General features: G+C 40.8%; 16 protein-coding genes. 11 read left to right on the top strand and 5 right to left on the bottom strand.

All coding sequences use genetic code 11. The features are described 5' to 3' along the window. Positions 1 to 222: 222 nt before the first annotated feature. Genes ACTJKC_RS15965 through ACTJKC_RS15950 form a run of 4 tightly spaced genes read right to left on the bottom strand, consistent with a single transcriptional unit; the run spans position 223 to position 4213 of the window. Positions 223 to 1293 (bottom strand): dipeptidase, encoded by a 1071-nt coding sequence (locus ACTJKC_RS15965; protein WP_440793428.1) that lies wholly within the window; start codon positions 1291 to 1293, stop codon positions 223 to 225. A gap of 9 nt (positions 1294 to 1302) precedes the next feature. Then, positions 1303 to 2415 (bottom strand): D-TA family PLP-dependent enzyme, encoded by a 1113-nt coding sequence (locus ACTJKC_RS15960; RefSeq protein ID WP_440793426.1) that lies wholly within the window; start codon positions 2413 to 2415, stop codon positions 1303 to 1305. 9 nt (positions 2416 to 2424) lie between these two features. Then, the gene (locus ACTJKC_RS15955) at positions 2425 to 2895 is read right to left on the bottom strand and encodes a RidA family protein (RefSeq protein WP_440793424.1); all 471 of its coding nucleotides are present in this window, start codon (positions 2893 to 2895) and stop codon (positions 2425 to 2427) included. 1 nt (position 2896) lies between these two features. Continuing rightward, positions 2897 to 4213, bottom strand: coding sequence for a gluconate:H+ symporter (locus ACTJKC_RS15950; RefSeq protein WP_440793422.1), 1317 nt, complete (start codon positions 4211 to 4213; stop codon positions 2897 to 2899). A gap of 207 nt (positions 4214 to 4420) precedes the next feature. On the opposite strand from ACTJKC_RS15950, the gene ACTJKC_RS15945 reads away from it, so the two are divergent. The 4 genes from ACTJKC_RS15945 to ACTJKC_RS15930 all read left to right on the top strand — a co-directional run bounded on the left by ACTJKC_RS15945 (position 4421) and on the right by ACTJKC_RS15930 (position 8529). After that, positions 4421 to 4831: a hypothetical protein gene (locus tag ACTJKC_RS15945; protein ID WP_440793420.1), complete on the top strand. Its 411-nt coding sequence runs from the start codon at positions 4421 to 4423 to the stop codon at positions 4829 to 4831. A 149-nt stretch (positions 4832 to 4980) separates the two neighbouring features. Continuing rightward, a complete protein-coding gene (locus ACTJKC_RS15940; protein ID WP_440793418.1) occupies positions 4981 to 5523 on the top strand; it encodes a DUF3347 domain-containing protein in 543 nt (180 codons plus the stop codon). Positions 5524 to 5526: 3 nt separating this feature from the next. Further along, positions 5527 to 5994 carry a heme-binding domain-containing protein gene (locus ACTJKC_RS15935; RefSeq protein ID WP_440793416.1) on the top strand — a complete coding sequence of 156 codons (468 nt, stop codon included), beginning with the start codon at positions 5527 to 5529 and terminating at the stop codon, positions 5992 to 5994. 21 nt (positions 5995 to 6015) lie between these two features. Further along, positions 6016 to 8529, top strand: a complete 2514-nt coding sequence (locus ACTJKC_RS15930; RefSeq protein WP_440793414.1) for a multicopper oxidase domain-containing protein — start codon at positions 6016 to 6018, stop codon at positions 8527 to 8529. A gap of 171 nt (positions 8530 to 8700) precedes the next feature. Here ACTJKC_RS15930 and ACTJKC_RS15925 read toward each other — a convergent pair whose 3' ends face one another. Next, entirely contained in the window at positions 8701 to 8937 is a 237-nt protein-coding gene (locus ACTJKC_RS15925) for a hypothetical protein (RefSeq protein ID WP_440793412.1), read from the bottom strand. A 180-nt stretch (positions 8938 to 9117) separates the two neighbouring features. Here ACTJKC_RS15925 and ACTJKC_RS15920 point away from each other — a divergent pair, with 180 nt between their 5' ends. From ACTJKC_RS15920 to ACTJKC_RS15890, 7 genes are all read left to right on the top strand, one after another. Further along, the gene (locus ACTJKC_RS15920) at positions 9118 to 10518 is read left to right on the top strand and encodes a S41 family peptidase (RefSeq protein ID WP_440793410.1); all 1401 of its coding nucleotides are present in this window, start codon (positions 9118 to 9120) and stop codon (positions 10516 to 10518) included. 77 nt (positions 10519 to 10595) lie between these two features. Beyond that, positions 10596 to 11213 carry an RNA polymerase sigma factor gene (locus ACTJKC_RS15915; protein ID WP_440793408.1) on the top strand — a complete coding sequence of 206 codons (618 nt, stop codon included), beginning with the start codon at positions 10596 to 10598 and terminating at the stop codon, positions 11211 to 11213. A 1898-nt stretch (positions 11214 to 13111) separates the two neighbouring features. Next, entirely contained in the window at positions 13112 to 14137 is a 1026-nt protein-coding gene (locus ACTJKC_RS15910; protein ID WP_440793406.1) for a FecR family protein, read from the top strand. Positions 14138 to 14305: 168 nt separating this feature from the next. After that, complete coding sequence (locus ACTJKC_RS15905) at positions 14306 to 17557, top strand: TonB-dependent receptor domain-containing protein (RefSeq protein ID WP_440793404.1); 3252 nt, start codon at positions 14306 to 14308, stop codon at positions 17555 to 17557. Positions 17558 to 17941: 384 nt separating this feature from the next. Beyond that, complete coding sequence (locus ACTJKC_RS15900) at positions 17942 to 19243, top strand: hypothetical protein (RefSeq protein ID WP_344854006.1); 1302 nt, start codon at positions 17942 to 17944, stop codon at positions 19241 to 19243. A gap of 100 nt (positions 19244 to 19343) precedes the next feature. Next, entirely contained in the window at positions 19344 to 20417 is a 1074-nt protein-coding gene (locus ACTJKC_RS15895; RefSeq protein WP_440793402.1) for a hypothetical protein, read from the top strand. A 277-nt stretch (positions 20418 to 20694) separates the two neighbouring features. Continuing rightward, positions 20695 to 22134: an inorganic phosphate transporter gene (locus tag ACTJKC_RS15890; protein ID WP_440793400.1), complete on the top strand. Its 1440-nt coding sequence runs from the start codon at positions 20695 to 20697 to the stop codon at positions 22132 to 22134. The last annotated feature ends 14 nt before the right edge of the window (positions 22135 to 22148 follow it).

Genomic DNA, 22148 nt, shown 5'->3' with positions numbered 1-22148 from the left:
TAACGGCGAAACACCAAACGTTCCTACGGAACGTGAACGCCAATTTCAAAAATTGGCTACCTATGATTCGTTCCTACGGAACGGCCCGGGAAATCAATTCCCCTCTTCCAGAGGGGTGTCCGCAGGGCGGGGTGTTCCTCTAAAAGTGAATATTTAACGCGAATAATAAACATGCACCCTACCAATCTTCTCACCAGAACGAAAAATGCATTTCCAAATCAGTTATGCCCACGCTTTGCGCAGAAACCTGATCCAGTTGCCGTGCATTAAATTTTCTATATCTGTTTTGCTGTAACCACGCTTTTCGAATAGCCCTGGAATCTTATCAAGATCAGCAATGCTTTCTAAATCATAAGGGCATTGCTCTCTTCCAAAGGCGCCATCCAGATCGGAGCCAATGCCTACATGCCTGGCATTACCTGCCAGCTGGCAGATGTGGTCGATATGATCGATCATCACTTCGAGGTTGCAGTTCATTGCTTTTGGCGTTGAAACGCCCCGCTGCCAGTTGGGTACCATCATCCAGGCATCTAAAGCCGCACCAATTACAGCCCCGCGGGCAATTAATGCTTTAATCTGATCATCACTAAACTGCCTGTTATGATTTACTAAAGCCCTGCAATTGTTATGCGAGGCCCATACATGACCGTTAAAATGATCAAGTGCATCCCAAAAACTATCATCACATAAATGGGTGGCATCAAGAATAATATTGAGTCTCTCCATCTCAGCAAGCAGTTGGTAAGCCCCGGGACGCAGTTTACCTGTCGCATCTGTTCCCTGTGCATACCTGCCGGGACCATAATGCGCTGGTCCAACGGCCCTTAATCCGCTTTCATAAGCCTGTTGCAGGTAATCAACATGCACAACAGAATCGGCACCTTCCAAACTTAAAATATATCCGATCCGCTTTTTTTCGTTCGGAGAATCTGATTTCCATAAAGCAAGATGTTTTTCTAAACTAGCCACATCGTTCACCAGGATCATTTCGCCACGGTCTTCCATGGCTTTATACCAGGCCAATTGCCCTTGCGTTTGCGCCCAGGCCTGCTCCGGCGAATGCCAGCCCGGCAATGGGTTATCGGGTGCAACAAACCTGGCAATCTGTGTAGCCACCACCAAACCAATATTACCTTTCCGGAGCTCGGGCAGCGATACAGTGGCTTTTGCACGGTCGGGTTTATCAGTTAAACCCTGTTCACGCTCATTTATTTCAGAGAGCGGCCGGGTTAAATCGCGGTTCCACTCCAAAGCATTCATGCTTAAATCTAAATGGGCATCTATGGTAAACATATCAGGGTTTTATATGGTTATTTTTCTTTTTCTGGAAGTGATGTCCCAGATTTGATTAGTATTTTCTGTTGAAACAGCAAGCGCATTTTCGTAAAGGGCAACCGTCGGGCAGATGTGGTACGGCAACCCGTATAAAACATCACCTATCTGGTATTGGTGATTTTCGCCTGCATTTAAAACCAAATGTTCCTCACTTTGGCTAACCGGAATAAGCTCAGGGGCATTTAAAAATACCACTCTTTTATCAAGCGGTTTTTCTGCGGCTACGGCTTTATGCCCTAAATCGCAGCAGATCAGATTACTTTCAGGTAAAGAAACAATCCGCGAAATCACTAAAGCAGCAGTACTAAATTGCTGTTCTTCAAAAGCATCCTGATAACCTTTATCCCAAAGGGCGAAAGTACCGGGACTGCAATCAAAAGTACTTTCTGTATTGTAAATGGTAAAAGTTGGTGTTCCTCCGGCTACAATTACGGGTTGATACTCAGATTGTTTTTGAATTGCAGAAGCTAAGCCATTTAATACCTCAATAATTAATTTTGCTTTTTCGGTTCGAATGCCAAAATCACTTTCATGAATATGACCATCGTAAGCATGTAAACCTTTAACGGACAGGCCTTTTACCTGATCCAGTTTTATATAAAGATCCAATACTTTTTCAGGTAAAATACCCGTACGGTCCATGCCTGCATTTACATCGATAAAAACCTCAGCAGTTAATCCGTTTGATTGAGAAACTGAAGTCAGTTCGAGCGCAATTTTTTCATCATCAACCAGGCAACTGAATTGGGTAAGAGGATATGCTTTCTGGAGAGCAGTAAACCTGGCAATATTTGGTCCAACAGGCTGATAAGCAAGCAGTACATCTGCTGCGCCACACCGGCCAAGCATTTCTGCCTCGGCAATGGTAGCACATTTAAATTTCGCAACTCCTGCATCGATCATCAGCTTGCACACCCCGGCCGATTTATGAGTTTTAACATGCGGACGCAGTCGGTTTTGATCATCGATCATCGAAATAAGCTGTTTGATATTGGCCTTAATCCGGTCTGTATAAAAAACCAGGCCCGGCGATTCAACTGAAGCCGGATCATCTAAGAGGTACCATTGCTTTTCTAACATGATATTGGTTTAATACAGTTCGAATAAAGCTTCGATCTCTACCGGGATATTATCGGGCAGTGAACCAAAACCTACCGCACTTCTTACACCTATCCCGTTGTCAGGCCCCCAAACTTCTGCAAATAATTCACTGCAGCCATTAATAATAAAAGGATGTTTTTCAAATTCGGGTGTGCAGTTTACCATTCCTAAAACCTTAATTACCCGTTTTACCTTGTCCAAACTTCCCAAATTCGTTTTAATGGTCGATAACATGGTTAAGCCTACCTGCCTTGCAGCAAGTTTGCCTTCGTCCTGATTCATATCAGATCCGATCCGGCCGATAATCAGACTTTTATCGTCCCTTACCGGACCATGACCGCTCAGATACAAATATTTTCCATCAATAAGATAAGGTTTGTACACCCCAAGCGGTGCCGGAGCGGGCGGAAGGTTTAATCCAAGTTTTTCGAAATTGGCATCTGCCGTTATATTTTCCATATTAAGCTATTATTATTTTAAGTAAAAGTACGCCGGCTAATCCTGCAGTACCCACTATTGATTCCATTAAAGCCCAGGATCGGAATGTATCTTTAAGGCTTAAATTAAAATATTCTTTAAACATCCAAAATCCGGCGTCGTTTACGTGCGAAAACATTAAGCTGCCTGCGCCAACCGCCAAAACCATTAAATTTGGATCGGTATGCGTGGCCACCATTAAAGGCACAATAATACCTGCTGTGGTGAGGCCGGCAACCGTTGCAGAACCTACACAAAAACGGATCAGGGCTGCAATTAACCAGGCCAAAAATAAGGGTTCAACAGATAATTGTTGCAGATAACCGGCAATTTCTTTACTCACACCACTTTGGGTTAAAATCTCTTTTAAAGCACCCGAGCCGGCAATGATCAGCAAAATCAGTGCGATATCTTTTAAGGCATCGCCAAAAATCCCGGAGAGGTAATCCATTTTCTTTCCTCTCCTAATGCCCAGGAAATAGCCTGCTAAAATCAGCACAATCAACATCACAATAGAGGGATGACCTAAAAAGGTAATGATTGGAAGAATAGTTGAATCTGGATCTAAAAACAGCGGCAAAAAAGAAGCAAGTCCCAGTAAAATAACAGGCAATAAGGCGGTAAAGAGACTGATAAATGTACCAGGCAGTTCATTTTCGGGCAATTCTTTTGCCCTGAACGATGCCATTGGTGTGGAAGGGATGTTTTTTAAAGTTCTGGCAAAAAGCGGTCCGCCGATTACTATTGCAGGTATGGCCACAAGCAATCCATAAAACAGGGTGAGCCCCATATTAGCCTTAAACTGCACCACCAAAGCGGCTGGTGATGGATGGGGTGGTAAAAAACCATGGGTAACAGAAAGCGCTGCAAGCATCGGCAAACCAATATAGAGGGCCGGCAACTTATAACGGTACACCACAGAGAAAATCAGTGGAACCATCAGCACGAATCCGATTCCATAATAAAGCGGAATGCCGATTACAAAACCGGTAATTACCATGGCCCACTGGATATGTCTGGCACCAAAAACATCCATCATGACCTGGGCGATTTTTTGAGCGGCACCACTTTCTGCAACCAGTTTGCCCAACATGGCACCCGTTGTAATGATAATTACCAATGAACCCAAAACATCGCCAATTCCTTTTTCAACAGCACCTGCAATTTTCGGCAGAGGTAAGCCTAAACCCATTCCTGCCAGTACCGAAACCGTCAGAAAGGCCAGAAAAGCATTGATTTTAAAAACGGAGATCATTAAAATCAACAATGCAATGCAGCAGAAAACGATGAGTATGGTCATTTATGTATATTTTTCAATTTTCTCTGCCTGCACTGTTTTTCAGGCGATATAATGCAAAATAGTAATTATTTTGTTTTAAGTTGATGATATCACCCCGTATTTTACCCGGAATATCTGCATAATATTATTATGGGAGCCCTAAAATCATATAAACTTTTATCAGAATTATATAAAGCCATCAGGCAGAACCCCGCTTAATTTTGTTTTATGAAAATTAAGGCAGTTTTCTTCCTCTTTACATTTATGCTTAACACCCTTGTGGGTTTTGGCTGTTCCATATTAATGGAAAATGAAGGGAACGAAAGTAGCCATAAACATGACCACCATACACATCAGCATGAAACAGTTAAGTTAGTTTCTTCCCAGCATGCTGAGCTTAAAATAACCGAAAAAGAAGATTCCTGCTGTAAAACACTGGTTACCAATTTTCTGGTTCAGGGTAAACTACTGTCCTATTATACAAAACTAAACCTAAAGGCACCTGCACTGGTTCCAACGGGTTTCGCTTTTGTTCCGCAAACAAAAATTATTATTGCAGCTCAGCAAGAAATTAACCATCGCGCTTACCATCCACCACATCCTGATATCAGGATATCCATACAGAGTTTTCAGATATAGCATTAAGATAATAAAGCCTGCTAACAAACAGCTTTGAGTGATCGCATAGCGTTGTCACCCTGTCCCAATTCCGTAATTAGATCAGGCTCTTTTTAGCAGTCACGTCAATCTAATTATTAATCTTATTCTTTATCGTTAAAATAAAACACATGAAAACTTTCCTATATAGCCTTGCCTGCTCTATATTTTTCATAAGCACATACAGTACAAATGCTGATGCGAAACAGGCTTACAATCTTACAAATGATCAGGGCGCTAAAAACAATCCAACAACTATTTTAGATGCTTACTTAAAGTTAAAAAATGCCCTGGGTGCTGATAATGGCAAAAATGCCGCCGCTGCCGGAAACGAGCTGGTAAAAGCATTTGCAGGTTTCGATCAAACCAGGCTCACTGCTTCGGAACGGAAAACCTATGCAGAAATTGTGGATGATGCCAAAGAACATGCCAGGCACATTGGAGTAAATGCAGACAACATTCCTCACCAACGCGAGCATTTTGGTCTATTGAGCAAAGACATCTACGACATGATTAAATTATTGGGCGCCGGCCGCGAGATTTATGTTGACAGTTGCCCCATGTACAATAAAGGTAAAGGTGCCATCTGGATCAGCGAGGTAAAAGATATTAAAAATCCATACTTCGGAAAAGCGATGTCTACCTGCGGTGAAATCAGGGAAACGCTGCATTAACAGATGCATTTCGTAAAGAAAACACTAATTGGGCTGCTATTGATTACGATAGCGGCCCATTTTTACAGGCCTGCCCAAAATAACGATCCATCGGCTATGCCAAATCACATTTCGAGGGTTGTTAATGTTCCCGGTCAGGTAAATGCTATACTCAGAAAGGCCTGTTACGATTGCCATAGCAACAACACCCGGTATCCCTGGTATGCCCAAATTCAACCCCTTAACTGGTTTGTTAATAAACACATTAAAGCGGCCAAAGCAGAACTCAATTTTGATGAGTTTAAGAATGATACCAAGAGGAAACAGTTGAGCAAGCTCCGTGCAATTGAAAACAGCCTGGAAGATGGCACCATGCCCATTACATCGTACACTTTAATCCATCGTGATGCCATTTTAAGCAAACATGAAAAACAGCAGCTCACTGAGTGGATAAAGGCATCGGAAGAGAGCCTTGAAAAAAACTCATTTTAATAACAACACAAATATCGAAAGATGAAAAATATAATATTCAGCATTTTAATATTCTTTTCGCTCAGCGTTTCTGCCCAGGAAAGGAATGGAATGAAAATGCCAGAGAAAGAAAAAACCACAACAACGGTTTATACCTGCCCGATGCACCCGGAAATCGTATCTGATAAACCAGGTAAATGCCCCAAATGCGGAATGAACCTGGTTGCAAAGAGGGGAAATGACACTAAAAACAAAGCGGCTCATCAGGATATGCCGGGCATGAAACACGATAAAAGTGAAGGCATAAATGGTATGGATATGACCGGCAATTCTACCACAATGGACAACATTAAAAAAGCGAAAGCCAATCTTGGTCCCATAAAAATTTTGCCATCTAATACGCCTCCAGGAACCGTTCGCTACGATTTATATGTTACTGATACCACCGTAACCTATGGAGGCAAACCCAAACATGCCATTGCAGTAAACGGCAGCATACCAATGCCCACTTTAACTTTTACTGAGGGCGATACCGCTGAAATTTATGTACACAACAGGTTAAAAGAAGAAACTTCTATGCACTGGCACGGGCTTTTTCTTCCAAACCGTTATGATGGCGTACCCAATATGACGCAGATGCCCATAAAACCAGGAGCTACACACTTTTATAAATTTCCGGTTAAACAAAATGGCACACATTGGTACCATAGCCACACCATGTTACAGGAACAGATTGGCATGTATGGTGCATTTATCATCAAAAAACGTCAGGAATGGGATATTCCTTCCATTCCGTTGGTGTTAAGCGAATGGACCAATATGAAACCGGAAGAAGTGCAAAGAAGCCTCCACGCTGCTACCGATTGGTTTTCGATTAAAAAAGGCACTACACAGAGTTATGCAGAGGCCATTAAAACCGGGAACTTTAAAACCAAAGTGGCTAATGAATGGAAGAGGATGAACGCCATGGATGTTAGTGATGTGTATTACGATAAATTCCTGATTAACGGAGAAAATCAGTATCAACAACCCCAGTTTAAGGCCGGCGATAAGGTGAGGTTACGTATTGCCAATGCAGGAGCTTCATCCTACTTCTGGCTTAAATATGCCGGTGGAAAAATTACGGTGGTAGCAACTGATGGAAATGATGTAGAGCCGGTTGAGGTAGACCGTTTAATTATCGCAGTATCTGAAACTTACGATGTGGTAGTCACCATCCCTGAAAATAAAAGTTATGAATTTTTAGTGACACCGGAGGACCGTACAAAATCTGCATCCCTATGGTTGGGAAATGGCGAAAAAGTAGCAGCCGGAAAAATGCCTAAACTCAAATATTTCGCCGGGATGAAGATGATGAATGATATGATGGATATGAACGGCAATATGATGGAAATGAAAGGCATGAAAATGCAAAACCAGATCATGGATATGAACACCGTAATGTACCCGGAAATTACAGGTCCGGAAAATGCTAAAAAAACAGCAAAAATGGATGACATGGATATGAATGATGAGTTACCCGATATTGTTACCCTGAATTACAACATGCTGCGCGATCCTAAAAAAACGGTTTTGCCCAAAGGACCAGTTAGGGAGCTAAAATTCGACCTCACGGGAAACATGAACCGTTACGTTTGGACACTGGACAATAAAACCGTTTCGGAATCAGATAAAATACTGATCAAAAAAGGTGAGAATTTAAGGATCATTTTATACAACAACAGCATGATGCGCCACCCGATGCACCTGCATGGACACGATTTTAGGGTAATTAACGGACAGGGAGATTACGCCCCGATGAAAAACGTGCTCGATATTATGCCAATGGAAAGGGACACGATTGAATTTGCGGCTACTGAAAATGGTGGCGACTGGTTTTTTCATTGCCATATTTTATACCACATGATGAGCGGCATGGGCAGGGTGTTCAGTTATGAAAATTCGCCACCCAACCCTGATGTACCCGATCCGAAACTGGCACAACGCAGACTCTTCCGCGACGACCGAATGCCTCACCTGATGGGCCGTGTGGGTATAGAAAGCAGTGGCAGCGACGGACAGTTAATGCTGGCACAAACCCGCTGGTCTCTTAATACCATGTGGCATGTAGGAACTAACGCCATGATGGGTTACGAGAGCGAAACCATGTTAGGCAGGTACATTGGCCGTAATCAATGGCTGTTTCCTTATGTGGGCTTTGATTATCACTATAAAGAATTTAATCCCGGCGAAAAGAACATTTTCGGAAGCGATGAACGCAATATGTTCGGACAGATCAGCAATAAAGAAAACAGAAAAACAATTGTTGCGGGGATTGCCTATGCCCTGCCAATGCTCATTGTTGCCGATGCCAGAATTGATGGCAACGGGAAATTAAGGTTTCAGTTGGGAAGAGAAGATATCCCGGTTTCGAAACGTTTACGTGCAAACTTTATGGTAAACACCGATAAGGAATATGCAGCAGGGCTTAGGTTTATATTAACAAAATACATTGCACTTTCTTCCCACTACGACAGCGATATGGGGCTTGGAGGCGGATTAACTTTTAATTATTAGCGATTAAGTATAACGGGGTAAATGAGGGTCTAATGTCCGTTTATCCCGTTTTACGAAATAAGCCACAACATCCATTGCGGCTTATTTACTAACCAAATAATAACCAATATCTATGATATCTATACCCCAAAACTAATCAGGGAAGATGAACAATAAATGAAGTTATTTCGATTACAGGTAATTTGGCCTGAAAGTTTTGCTTAACACTTTAAGTTCTTCGTTGCTGATGAGGTTGGGATCTTCAAATTGCCGCTTTACAAGGTTTAGCGGTACTTTAACCGTTCCGTTTGTGGTGCGGATGATGCAGATTTCCTGATCGGCGGTGGATGATACATAATGCCCTATTTCGGATTCAATTTCGGATAAACGGATCAGCAGTTCGTAGTAGATATAGAGCGGAAAATTCACTTCGCAAAGTTAACATAATAAAAAGCAAAGATTTAATTATTGTTATGTTAACGTTAATTACATTGATAATAATTAATTAACAGTGGGTGTAAGCTATTTTGAAGGCGGCCAATCTAACCGAAAATTAACCCATGGTTAACAGTAGTAGTTTTAATTTTGCTGTTAAAATTCAGAAAGGCCATGAAAAAACGCTCAACTCACTTAAAAAGAATGCTTTATTGCTGTTTTTGTTTTATTTTTCTGATCATTATACTTCCTTCATGCAAAAAAGATAAAAAAACCCCAAATTATCTGGCAGGAAGCAACGAAAACATCAATACCTGGATACTCGATAGCCTGAAACGCTATTATTACTGGAATGAACAATTGCCTTCTGGTCCTGATATTGGCCTTTCGCCTAAAGATTTTTTTAATTCGGTGCGTAATGGTGCCGATCGTTTTTCGTACATTAATATTCCAAACGACGCTACAACCAATATACCAAACAACCGCAATTTCGGTTTTGATTATGCAACTGTCAGCGACCAAAACAGCACCAGGGTGATCGGGATTATTAAACTGGTGTTAAAAGATTCTCCGGCATCGAGGGCGGGTTTAAAACGAGGCGATTACATCAGCAAAATAAACGGAAAAACGTTAACATCGGCTAATGCGCAGGCTTTACAGGATGAAATATTAAACAGCGAGCGCTTTTCTTTAGGTTTGGCAGAATTGAATAATAATACCTGGACAGATACACGTACGGTAGATTTAGCCAAAGGGGTAATCCTCGATCAAAAAGAAATCAGTAAGGTAATAGAAAGCGATGGAAAAAAAGTCGGCTACCTATATTTTCTTGATTTTAATGGTGGCTTAGCCAGTTCGTTGACTGCGGTTTTTAGCAATTTTAAATCGGAAGGAATTACAGATCTTATACTTGATCTCCGTTACAACGCCGGCGGACAGGTAGCAGAGGCCGCAGCAATATGTGCCATGATTGTGCAGAATATTGCTTATGATAAACCATTCATCACCTATAAGGGCAATAAAAACGGCGGTACCAGAACAGAATCTATCGGTACAGCGGCTACTTTTGATCGTACCGTAAATTTTAATGTCCTTCTTCAGCAAAACCTTGGTTTAAGCAAAGTGTATATTTTATCAACCGCAGCAACGGCCTCCGCTTCTGAAGTCATGATCAACAATTTAAAACCCTTTATCCAGGTGGTACAGATTGGCGAAAAAACCAGGGGAAAAGATGAAGCTTCTTTCAGGATATTTGATTCACGCATCCCGAAACAGGTAAACTGGGAAATGCACCCCATTGTGTACAAACTTTTTAATGCACAAGGTATTGGAAACTACAGCTCAGGTATTAACCCCGATGTTGCGGTAAATGAATTCAATACCCTGCCCCTGCTCCCGTTAGGCGATCAGGCCGATCCTTTAGTAAAAACAGCAATTGCAAGAATAACCGGTAAAATAGCCAAAACCGGCATTAGCGCCAATTCAATGCTTTCCGGGGGCTTCCGATCCGGAAATATTTTGATGGATTCGAGGGTGCAATCTGCCCAACAGAGCATGGTAATTACGCACCGCTAAATGGTTAGAAAAGGTTCTCATTAGCTTAACATTAACTTTAAATGCAAGCCCTAACTTGCCTTCGTTAACCGCTACTCATGGAAAAGTTGGAAGATTTTAAAAATATAAAACTCCTGAATGCAGTGAAGACTGGCGATTCGGCTGCTTTTAACGAAATTTACCACAAGTACCGTCAAAAGATTTTTGGTTATGCCTACCATTTTACCCGTTGCAGGGAAGAAGCCGAAGAACTTACACAGGATGCTTTTGTAAGGCTTTGGGAGAACAGGATCAAAATAGACCCTGAAAAAAATTTCGACGCTTTTCTTTATACCCTCATCCGCAATAATTTTCTGGGTACACTCCGCAAAAAAGCAAGAGAAAAAGCCTACAGCAGCGAAAGTTTAAGGCAAGAGCAATCTTTTAATGCCATTGAAGATGAACTCGATGCGAAAGAATCGAAACAGCTGGCACAGGAAGCAATAGAAAGTCTTTCGCCACAGGTAAAACGAATATACCTCATGAGCCGCAATGATCACCATACGCATGAGGAAATATCACAATTGATGGGCATTTCTAAAAACACGGTGAACAACCACCTCAAAAAATCGCTGGGCATTATGCGGAAATACTTTAAAACTTATTCTCCTGAAACGATTATATCACTGACGGTAGTGGTTCAATTGTTCATTAGCCAATGGTTCATTGGTCATTAGTTCATTGATCATTGTTTATTGGTGATTCAATTCCATCATCCATCTTACCTTTTCCATCCTTAAAGATCCTTCGGCTACGCTCAGGATGACAATCTGCGCTAAATTCTCCGTGTTTCTGTGCCTCCGTGGCTTAATTACTAAAGCCATCGCTAACTGCTCATTGTAAATTAATCATTGGTGATTCAATTCCATCATCCATCTTACATTTTCCATCCTTAAAGATCCTTCCATTAGTAGCCTCATTATTAGTACGGTCGTCATTGCGAGGAGGAACGACGAAGCAATCTATCCTGTTAGCAAAGATGACCTCTTGCAGACTATCATTTGCTAAAAAAAAGTCACTAATATTGATTTTTATACAATAAATAATTCCACCATTAAGGAATTAAGAACATTAAGATTCACAGTTAATTTTAATTTCTAATTCATCTGTTAATTGATCATTAAAATTCCATCACCCATCTTACATTTTCCATCCTTAAAGATTCTTCGACTCTGCTCAGGATGACAATCTACGCTAAATTCTCTGTGTTTTCGTGCCTCCGTGGCTTAATTACTAAAGTCATCGCTAACTGCTCATTGTAAATTAATCATTGGTGATTCAATTCCATCATCCATCTTACATTTTCCATCCTTAAAGATCCTTCCATTAGTAGCCTCATTATTAGTACGGTCGTCATTGCGAGGAGGAACGACGAAGCAATCTATCCTGTTAGCAAAGATGACCTCTTGCAGACTATCATTTGCTAAAAAAAATGTCACTAATATTGATTTTTATACAATAAATAATTCCACCATTAAGGAATTAAGAACATTAAGATTTACAGTTAATTTTAATTTCTAATTCATCTGTTAATTGATCATTAAAATTCCATCACCCATCTTACATTTTCCATCCTTAAAGATCCTTCGGCTACGCTCAGGATGACAATCTGCGCTAAATTCTCCGTGTTTCCGCGCCTCCGTGGCTCAATTACTAAAACCATCGCTAACTGGTTATTGAAAATTAATCATTGGCTATTCACTTCCATCATCCATCTTACCTTTCCATCCTTAAAGATCCTTCCATTAGTAGCCTCATTATTAGTACGGTCGTCATTGCGAGGAGGAACGACGAAGCAATCTATCCTGTTAGCAAAGATGACCTCTTGCAGACTATCATTTGCTAAAAAAAAGTCACTAATATTGATTTTTATACAATAAATAATTCCACCATTAAGGAATTAAGAACATTAAGATTTACAGTTAATTTTAATTTCTAATTCATCTGTTAATTGATCATTAAAATTCCATCATCCATCTTACATTTTCCATCCTTAAAGATCCTTCCATTAGTAGCCTCATTATTAGTACGGTCGTCATTGCGAGGAGGAACGACGAAGCAATCTATCCTGTTAGCAAAGATGACCTCTTGCAGACTATCATTTGCTAAAAAAAATGTCACTAGTATTGATTTTTATACAATAAATAATTCCACCATTAAGGAATTAAGAACATTAAGATTTACAGTTAATTTTAATTTCTAATTCATCTGTTAATTGATCATTAAAATTCCATCATCCATCAAGATCCTTCGACTCTGCTCAGGATGAAAATCTACGCTAAATTCTCTGTGTTTTCGTGCCTCCGTGGCTTAATTACTAAAGTCATCGCTAACTGCTCATTGTAAATTAATCATTGGCTATTCAATTCCATCATCCATCTTACATTTTCCATCCTTAAAGCTCCTTCGGCTCCGCTCAGGATGACAATCTGCGCTAAATTCTCCGTGTTTCCGTGCCTTAATTATACTTTTAAATCTTTTTTAAAAAAAATCTTCTCCCCCTATAGCTGTATCCCAACTTTCATGCATATATACTGTAGCACGCAGCATAAAAGCGTTAACACCAAGCATAAAAGTGAAACAAGATTACATTAAAACATTATTTGAACTTTACCTGGAGGGCAAAACTGATCCGGAACAGGAAAAAACCCTGATGGAATACCTCGCCGATCCTGCGAATGGCGACAGCGAATTTCATGCGATAATGGAAAAAGCATGGAAAAAGCAAAACATCCTGCCCGACTACTCCCCGGAAGCCAACAAAGGGCTAGATGAAATATGGAATAAAATTGAGGCCGGTCAGCCAAAAAGCAAAAGACTATACCCTGTACTAAAATATGCTGCCGCAATTGTGGTAATTATTTCTGCAGCTCTCGGTTGGTATGCCTATAAAAAAACACAGCAGCCGGTAGAAATAGCAATTGCCTTTTTAAGTAAAACTACCCAAAAGGGAGAAAAAGTAAAACTGATGCTGCCCGATAGTTCCATTGTATATCTGGGTGCAGGGAGTAAACTTACCTGGCCGTCGCATTTTGTGAAAGGGAAGCTTAGAAATATCCAGCTCGAAGGCGAAGCTTTTTTTGAAGTAAAACACGATATCAAGAGTCCGTTTATTGTACACAGCGGGCACATGCAAACCAGGGTTCTGGGTACTTCATTTAACATCTATGCCTACCCTAAAGATGGAACTTTCAGTGTTGCAGTAAGAACCGGAAAGGTAGGGGTTTCAGAAAACCGTGAGGGTAAATTAAAACAACTTTCGCTCCTTACACCGGGCATGAAACTGCTTTACCGCCTTAAAGAAGGTGATTATACAGTACGTACAGAACGCATTGCAGAGGTAAATGCCTGGATTAAAAACAGTTTTGCTTTTAAAGATACAAGCTTAGCAGCCATGCTTAAATCACTGGAAAGATATTACAATGTTCATTTTGAACTTAAGGGCAACAATTTAAATCAATGCAGGTTTAATGCCACGTTCACCAATAAAAGCATTGGCGATATAATGGAAGAAATCCGCGTGATGAGCGGCAAAAAAATGAAATATAAAATAGACACTGTGAACAAAACAATTACCGTATGGGGGGAGGGCTGTCAATGAGGAGTTAGCGATATGCTATAGTGCTGCAAAAAGCACCATAAACCGGATTTATACCTACGAAAAACAAATTAAACCTCTTAACATGAACAAGGAGCCGGATTGCTCGAACAATCCAGCTCCTAAAACAAAAGTTTTTAACCCGTGAGAATTAAAAAACATCTTGAACCTATGAAAATAGGGTTTTACGACTATATAAAAGAATATTTTATCAATTTGGATTACCGTGCTCTGGTAGCCCTTATGGTGTTATGTACATTTTTATTAAACCAGGGCATGGCAAGCAGCTTTGCGCAAACGCCAAAAGAAACCAGTTTGAGCATTAAAATAGCGACAAAAAATATCCCAGATGCACTTTCTCTGCTCGAAGAAAAAGCCGGATTTTCCATCAATTATAACAAATCGATTTTTAGCCAAAACGGAACAATAAACCTTGAGGTCAAAAATATGCCCCTAGAGCTTATCCTTAAAAAGATACTTTCGGGCACCAGGGTAACGTATAGGTTTGCTGATGCCAATACCATATTGCTTTATAAATTACCAGATCCGGTAAAACCAGGGCGGGTATCGGGAAAAATATTCGATGAGAAAGGAGAAACCCTTCCCGGTGCTTCCGTAAAGATTATCGAAACAGGCAAAGCCACCCAAACAGCAAGCGACGGAAGTTATAGCATAAATGTGGAGCCCGGAACCTATACCGTAGAAATCAGCTATATTTCTTTCGCTACCAAACGCATCAGTGAGGTAATCGTAAAAAGCGATAAAACCACCACACTTGATATCTCATTAAAACCCGATGCAACAGGCTTGCAGGATGTTGTGGTAACGGCTACCTATAAAAAAGCTTCTGTTGAAGGTTTGCTTACCCGTCAGAAAAATGCCTCCGAAATCAGTAACGGGATCAGTGCCGAACAGATTTCGAGAACTCCGGATAAAAACATCGGCGAAAGTTTAAAGCGCATCAGCGGGGTAAGCTCTATAGATAATAAACTGGTACTGGTACGTGGTATTGGCGAACGGTATAATACGGCACAATTAGATGGCATCACTTTGCCAAGCACCGAAGCACAGACCCGCAATTTCTCTTTCGACCTCATCCCTTCCAGTCTGGTTGATAACGTGGTGGTAAGTAAAACAGTTACTCCTGATATGAACAGCAGTTTCGGTGGTGGTTTAATCCAGATCAATACCAAAGATATCCCGACAGAAAATTTCATGAGCTTTACGGCAGGTACTTCCTATAACGACCAAAGTACAGGCAAAGACTTTTTAAGCCATCAGCGTGGCAAAAACGATTACCTGGGTTTTGATGATGGCCGAAGAAAATTCCCTGAAGATTTACAGCATACCGACCGTACTATTACGCCCAATAACACCCTTACTGATGAGCAGTATAAACAAAAGCTGATTACACAGAGCCAGAAGTTTACGAACGATAATTTTACGATGTACAAATACAAAACTGCCCCCTCGCAGAATTATCAGTTCACCGTTGGCAGGCTGATCGCTATTGATACCACCAATAATAAAAAACTGGGCTTTACAGCGTCTTTAAACTATCGCAATACGCAGAATATCAACAACATAGAACAACAAACCAGAAGCGATTGGAATGCCGGCACCACCAATACCGGTAATAAATACATGTTCAACACCACTTTGGGTGCCATGCTAAATATTGGCTTACAGCTGAATAAAAACAGGTTTGGTTTCCGCAATACCTATACGCATATTTTTAACAATGATATGGTGCGTACCATTGGGTATGATACGGATCAGGGAACGGCATTTTTTAATGCAGGCTTAAAACCCAACCGCATTGTAGAGGCCGACGATCCTACCTACACGGATTTATTACAGAATAAATTAAACGGTCAGCACCAGCTGGGCAAGGTAAAATTAGACTGGAATTTATCAAGGACAGCAATAGACCGTAAAGAGAAAGACCTGGGGATTGCCACGCAATATCTAACCAAAACAGGTAACGATTACGAATATTTTTACGCATCAAGCGGACAAACAGAGGGTTATATCAAACCTACATCGCGCCATAACTACAGCAATAACGAACATCATTTCTCATGGAGCGGTGATGCAAGCATGCCGTTTAAAACGGGTCCGCTAAACAACAGCATCAAAGCTGGTTATTTTGGTATCCATAAAGAAGGATCGCTAAACTGGCAGATTGCTTCGCTGGTAAACAGTCCCGCACTCGCCGATAGTTTAAGATACATCCCGATTGGACAGATGATCGATCCAGCTAAAATTGGCAATAACGGTTACAATTACTACATCAACAATTACTTTTTAAATGGCTATAAGGGAAAAAGCACTACCCAGGCCGGTTATGTAATGCTGGATAACCGCCTAGCCGAAAAACTACGCCTGGTTTGGGGTGTAAGGGCCGAATATTATAAATATACCGAGCTGCGTAATGACATCAACGTGAGGGGAATCAGCTCATTTGCACTACCTTACGAAAAGAAATGGAGGTGGTTGCCATCGGCAAATCTTACTTATAGTCCAACAAGGCAGATCAACATCAGGGCTGCCTTTTCAAATACGGCCATCAGACCGGAACTAATGGATAACAGCCAGTTCTTCAGGTACGATCCTATGTTCGATGCGCAGTTTGGCAATGAGGGTTTGGCGAGTACACAGATTAAAAATTTCGATATTAAAGCAGAATGGTTTCCGGGTTTAGGCGAAATTATCTCAGCAAGTGCTTTTTATAAACGCTTTGATAAACCCGTTGAAGTTACTTTCAGCTTATCAAACGGTAACGGTGGCTTTTATTACATCTTAAACTCTGATGAAGCTAAAGTGTATGGTTTAGAATTCGAGCTAAGGAAAAACCTCGGCTTTATTGCCAGTGCTCCCCTGTTATCGCGCTTTACCCTATATGGAAATTTAACCCTGCAAAAGGCAGATGTAGTGGGAACATATAATGCAATTGGGCCCGATGGCAGCCAGATTAAAGTAAGCACCAAAGTAAAAAGAAACATGTACGGCCAGTCGCCTTACCTTTTAAATGCTGGTTTACAATACCTTGATGAGCACTTTGGTTTTAACATTTCTTACAACAAATCGGGACTTAAAACCACAATGGTAAGTGCAGAACTGCTGCGCATAGAATATGAAAAACCAAGAGACCAGATTGATGCGCAGGTGAGTTACAAATTTTACAAAAACAGGTTCGAGGTAAAGGTAAATGCGGGTAACCTGCTCAATAAGGCCTCTGTAATTTTTAACAATAACGGCAGTTATGAGCGCAATCCTGAATATGTTGCCGGAACCGCCGATTACAGTAAGCAATACCACCTGAAACCAGGTTTTACCAATGCTTTGGATGATGGCGACCAGATATTGTTTTCGCAGAAGTTTGGCCGGACCTACAGTACTTCCATTACCTATAATTTTTAATGCGACCATGAAAAACAGTATAAATAAGGTTACACCATTTAAAAAGAAAGGAGGAACAAAGTTTCCTGCATAGCCATAAAAAAAACGAAAGGTTGTATCAGAACCCTCCGTTTTAAACCGGTCATTTCTAGTGGAACGGCGCATCAGGATAAACCCGAATTATTTTAAAAACCTACTGCTAAAAGTCGAGGACTGTTAACAGATCTGCTTAGTGATATCGATCAGAAATACTAAGATATAAAAAAACATACCATTTAGGTACAAACAGGCTTTTATTTCCGCAAAACAACGGATCACTTGCATCCTGTATCTGAATAACCAAAAAAATCAACCTAAAAAACATGGATCATCCCTATGAGATCCTATGAAAAACAAAAAACGAAAATGAAAAATTTCAAAAACTTAATCGGTCTTTTATCAATTGTTGCTGTTTCTTTTACAGCTTGTAAAAAAAATGAAGGTGGTTCATCAGCATTTGGCAACCGCAGTACTTCAGCAGCAGATTATTCTCAATCATCATTACCGGTTGTAGCAGTTAGCGGAGACATTACCAGCTCTGTAACCTGGACAGCAGGAAACGTTTACGAATTAAGCGGTGTAGTAACGGTTAGAAACGGTGCAACATTAACCATTCAGCCAGGCACTTACATCAAAGCATCGGTTAATACCCCGGGTGTACAAAACGGTGTATTGGTTATTGCAAAAGATGGTACCATCAATGCAGTTGGTACAGCTGCCGATCCGATTGTATTTACAAGCCGTTACCTTTTAGATGGCGATGCCAGCACAACAGGTAAACCAGGTGATTTTGGTGGTACAATTATTTTAGGTAATGCAACCATCAACGTTGGTGATAAACTGATTGAAGGTTTGGCTAACGAAGCTAAATTCCATTACGGAGGTACTAACGATGCCGATAATCGTGGTACTTTCCAGTATGTACGTATTGAATATGCCGGTTTCCAGCTGGCTCCAAACGTTGAGGTTAACGGTTTAACTTTAGGCGGTGTAGGTAACGGAACTACTATCGATCACGTACAGGTTTCTTACGGTTTAGATGATGGATTCGAATTTTTCGGTGGTACAGTTAACGCAAGCAATTTAATCGCCTTGGCTTCTGACGATGATCAGTTCGATTTCGATAATGGTTTCAGTGGTATATTAAGCGACTGTATCGCTATTGCAGATAAAAATTCTACCCACAGCACAAGCGGTAGTGCCAGCGATTCTAACGGGATCGAATCAGATAACAACGCACCTGCAGAAGATGCAACTTTTAGCTTAACACCTAAAACACACCCTGTATTAATCAATGTGAGCATTTTTGGAACAGAAAATACTTCAGGTATTGCCGGTTTAGGTTACCGTAATGGTATCCGCGAGCGCAGAGGTTCGGAAGTTACTTTATCTAACGTAATTGTTTCTGGTTACAACACCGGTATCGCTTTTGATGCTGATGCCAATGCAAGTCTTTCAGATATCTCTACTACATCTGTTCACGGTTTCACAAATTCAATTACAGCGGCAGTTGGTGCTTATGTTGATGGTGGCGGTAACAATTTAGTGGTTAATGCAAGCAACGCAAGTTCATTCGGTGTAAGCCAGCCATGGTACAATACACCAGGTTCTCCATCTACGGTTACACTTCCGGGTTGGGCTGCTACATGGTCAAAACTTGTATTCTAATTTTTTCTCTCTTACCAAAAGAGACCGTACCTTTTCAGGTATGGTCTCTTGATTTATAAAAACAGCACTTTTCTGTTTTAAATGATAATTACCCTCTTTTATGAAACTAAAAATCTTTACCCTTTTCTTTTTTTCGGCCGTTGTAGCCTTAGGTTTATCCTGTCGCAAAGCAGAACTTCTTCAGCCAGAACCTGCTAAAGTAATCCAGTTAACCCTTACCGGTGCTTCTGATGTAGCATTGGAATATTTGTATAAAGACAGTATCATTGCTACCCCGCCTGTTGGTGGCATTAATGTAAAAACATTGCTTTCTGTAAAGGATCAGAACGCTGTTTTAAAGGTGAGAAAAAAAGGCACATCAGAAATATTGCTCACCAAAACCATGGTTGCAGCACCATTTGATCAGACCATCAGTATTTTTTATGATGGAACCAAAGTGTACAACAGTGCCATTTCATTGGTTGTTAAAGGTTTTGCCTTATCCGGCGAAATTGAATTCCTGTTAGATGGAAAAGTATTATCATCCGGTACCAGTACCATTAACAACACGTTTTTTATCCTAATTGATAAAGGCACCACGAGGGAAATTACCATCCGTAAGAAAGGGACAACCGAAATTCTTCTGACCAAAACAATCCAGGCCGAAATAGCAAGGCAGAATATTGATTTCTTTTTCGACGGAACCAAAATCGCAGATAATGTAAAACTCACTCCACCGGCAAATCCTGCCAATATGATGGTCAGTGCAAAGTTTGAAACCATATTTTCACCACAATTTAAAAATGTTGACGTAGATATTGTTTTTTATACAAAACCTACATCTGCCGCCATTACAACCGCAGGAACAAAAGTTACACCCGAACTTAGGCTTACCCTTAAAAAAGATGGCTCGTTCAATTCAATTGAACTCCCACCACTGCCCGGACCGAATTACATTTACAGCTTTGACATATTTGAAGCGGGAACCAACAATGTTCCTTACACCACTACCGCCTCACCATTTGTAAATGCAGCATTTCCTTTTAAACAAAACGAAGGAAGGTATGGTTCAATCAGTTTTGAAGCAAATACATCAAAGCTTTTTATTATAAAGGATACGAAAAATTTAGCTGCAGTAACAAGATCTACCTATTTCTCCGGCGCCGTTACCGATCTTTCTGAATATTTTAAATAAAAATCATAATATAGGGGAAAACCTGCGCATTGTGCATGGGTTATTCCCCTGTTTTTTTCGAATGATAATACCTGTTATTCAACCATCGTCTCCGTTTGCAAAGGGGATGAAAGAAAATGGCGATTGTATCACCTCATATAGCTATTCCTAACCTTTCTTAATTGTTAAAAAAACAGCATCTGCTTTAACGTATTGATAACAATCATTTAACATTCAAAATGATTTAAATCAGTTACTTATTCATTTATTTGGGTAGTGTAGATAAGAGATCTGCACCATGAATATCCAAACTGATTTTATGCCGTCGTTCTGCACCGTTATACCCTTTTTAGGGAACACCGATTTAAGTACCCCACTCGCCATTGTTTTTATTGTTTGCCTCCTTGCCGTAGTTGGTTTTGAGTTTGTAAATGGTTTTCACGATACGGCCAATGCAGTAGCAACCGTAATTTATACCAAGGCACTTAAGCCCATTATTGCCATTCCCTGGTCGGGATTCTGGAATTTTATGGGCGTATTTACCGGAGGGATTGCCGTAGCCATGGGCATTTTAAAACTTGTTCCATTAGATGCTTTAATGAACCTTCCGGTTGGTGTTGGCGCGGCTATGGTTTTAGCCGTTTTGTTGGCTTCCATTGCCTGGAACCTCGGCACCTGGTACCTGGGGATCCCCTGTTCCAGTTCGCATACCTTGATTGGTGCCATGATTGGCGCAGGTTTAGCCTTTACCTGGTACTATGGTGGCAATGGCGTAAACTGGGGCAAGGCCGAAGAAATTGGTTTATCACTTATTTTGTCGCCCGTTATCGGCTTCGGACTAGCCATATTGCTGATGTATTTTTTAAAGCATGTAATTAAGTATCATGCGTTATTTCACATCCCAACCGGCGAAAACGACCGTCCGCCATTATTGATCAGGGGCCTGCTGATTACTACCTGTACACTGGTTAGTTTTTTCCACGGAAGCAACGACGGACAAAAAGGAGTGGGTTTATTAATGCTAATCCTGATTGCCTTTTTACCGGCGAAATTTGCAGTAAACCATCACATTCCCAACGATAAAGTATTGTTTCAGCTGAATCAGACGGAACAGGTGCTTAAAAAAACAGCCAGCCTTAACCATGGCAAGCGATTGGATATCAGCACACTGCTGAATAAAATAGACAAGACAAAATATCATCTGTCGCTTAAAAATGAAACTGATAAAAAAAACACCTATCTTTTCCGTAAGCAGATTGAAGACGTTATAGCTTCGGTAAAAACGGTGCGGGAAGATAAAACACTGGTAATTAACCCGGCTGATGATCAGCTTCTTCGCGATAATGCTTCCGAATTATCGAAACTGGTAGAATTTGCACCGCTTTGGGTAATACTTTTAATTTCCATTTCACTCGGACTGGGTACAATGATCGGCTGGAAACGCATAGCGGTTACCATTGGCGAGAAAATAGGTAACGAACATTTAAATTATGCGCAGGGCGCTACTTCCGAAATTGTAGCCGCCTCTACCATCGGCTTAAGTACCGCTTTTGGTTTGCCCGTAAGTACCACACACGTATTATCAAGCGGGATAGCCGGTGCAATGGTGGCTTCTGGCGGAAGAAAAAACCTGAACAATAATACGCTCAAAAATATTGGTCTGGCCTGGGTACTTACCTTGCCGGTTTCGATTGTATTGGCTATTTTGTTATTTATGCTTTTTCACCTGTTTATTTAAAATATTATTCTGCA

This window comes from Pedobacter sp. 22226 (assembly GCF_052045455.1).
GTDB lineage: Bacteria > Bacteroidota > Bacteroidia > Sphingobacteriales > Sphingobacteriaceae > Pedobacter > Pedobacter jeongneungensis.
Note: the sequence above shows the minus strand (reverse complement) of the source record. Positions and strands in the feature narration are given on the sequence as shown.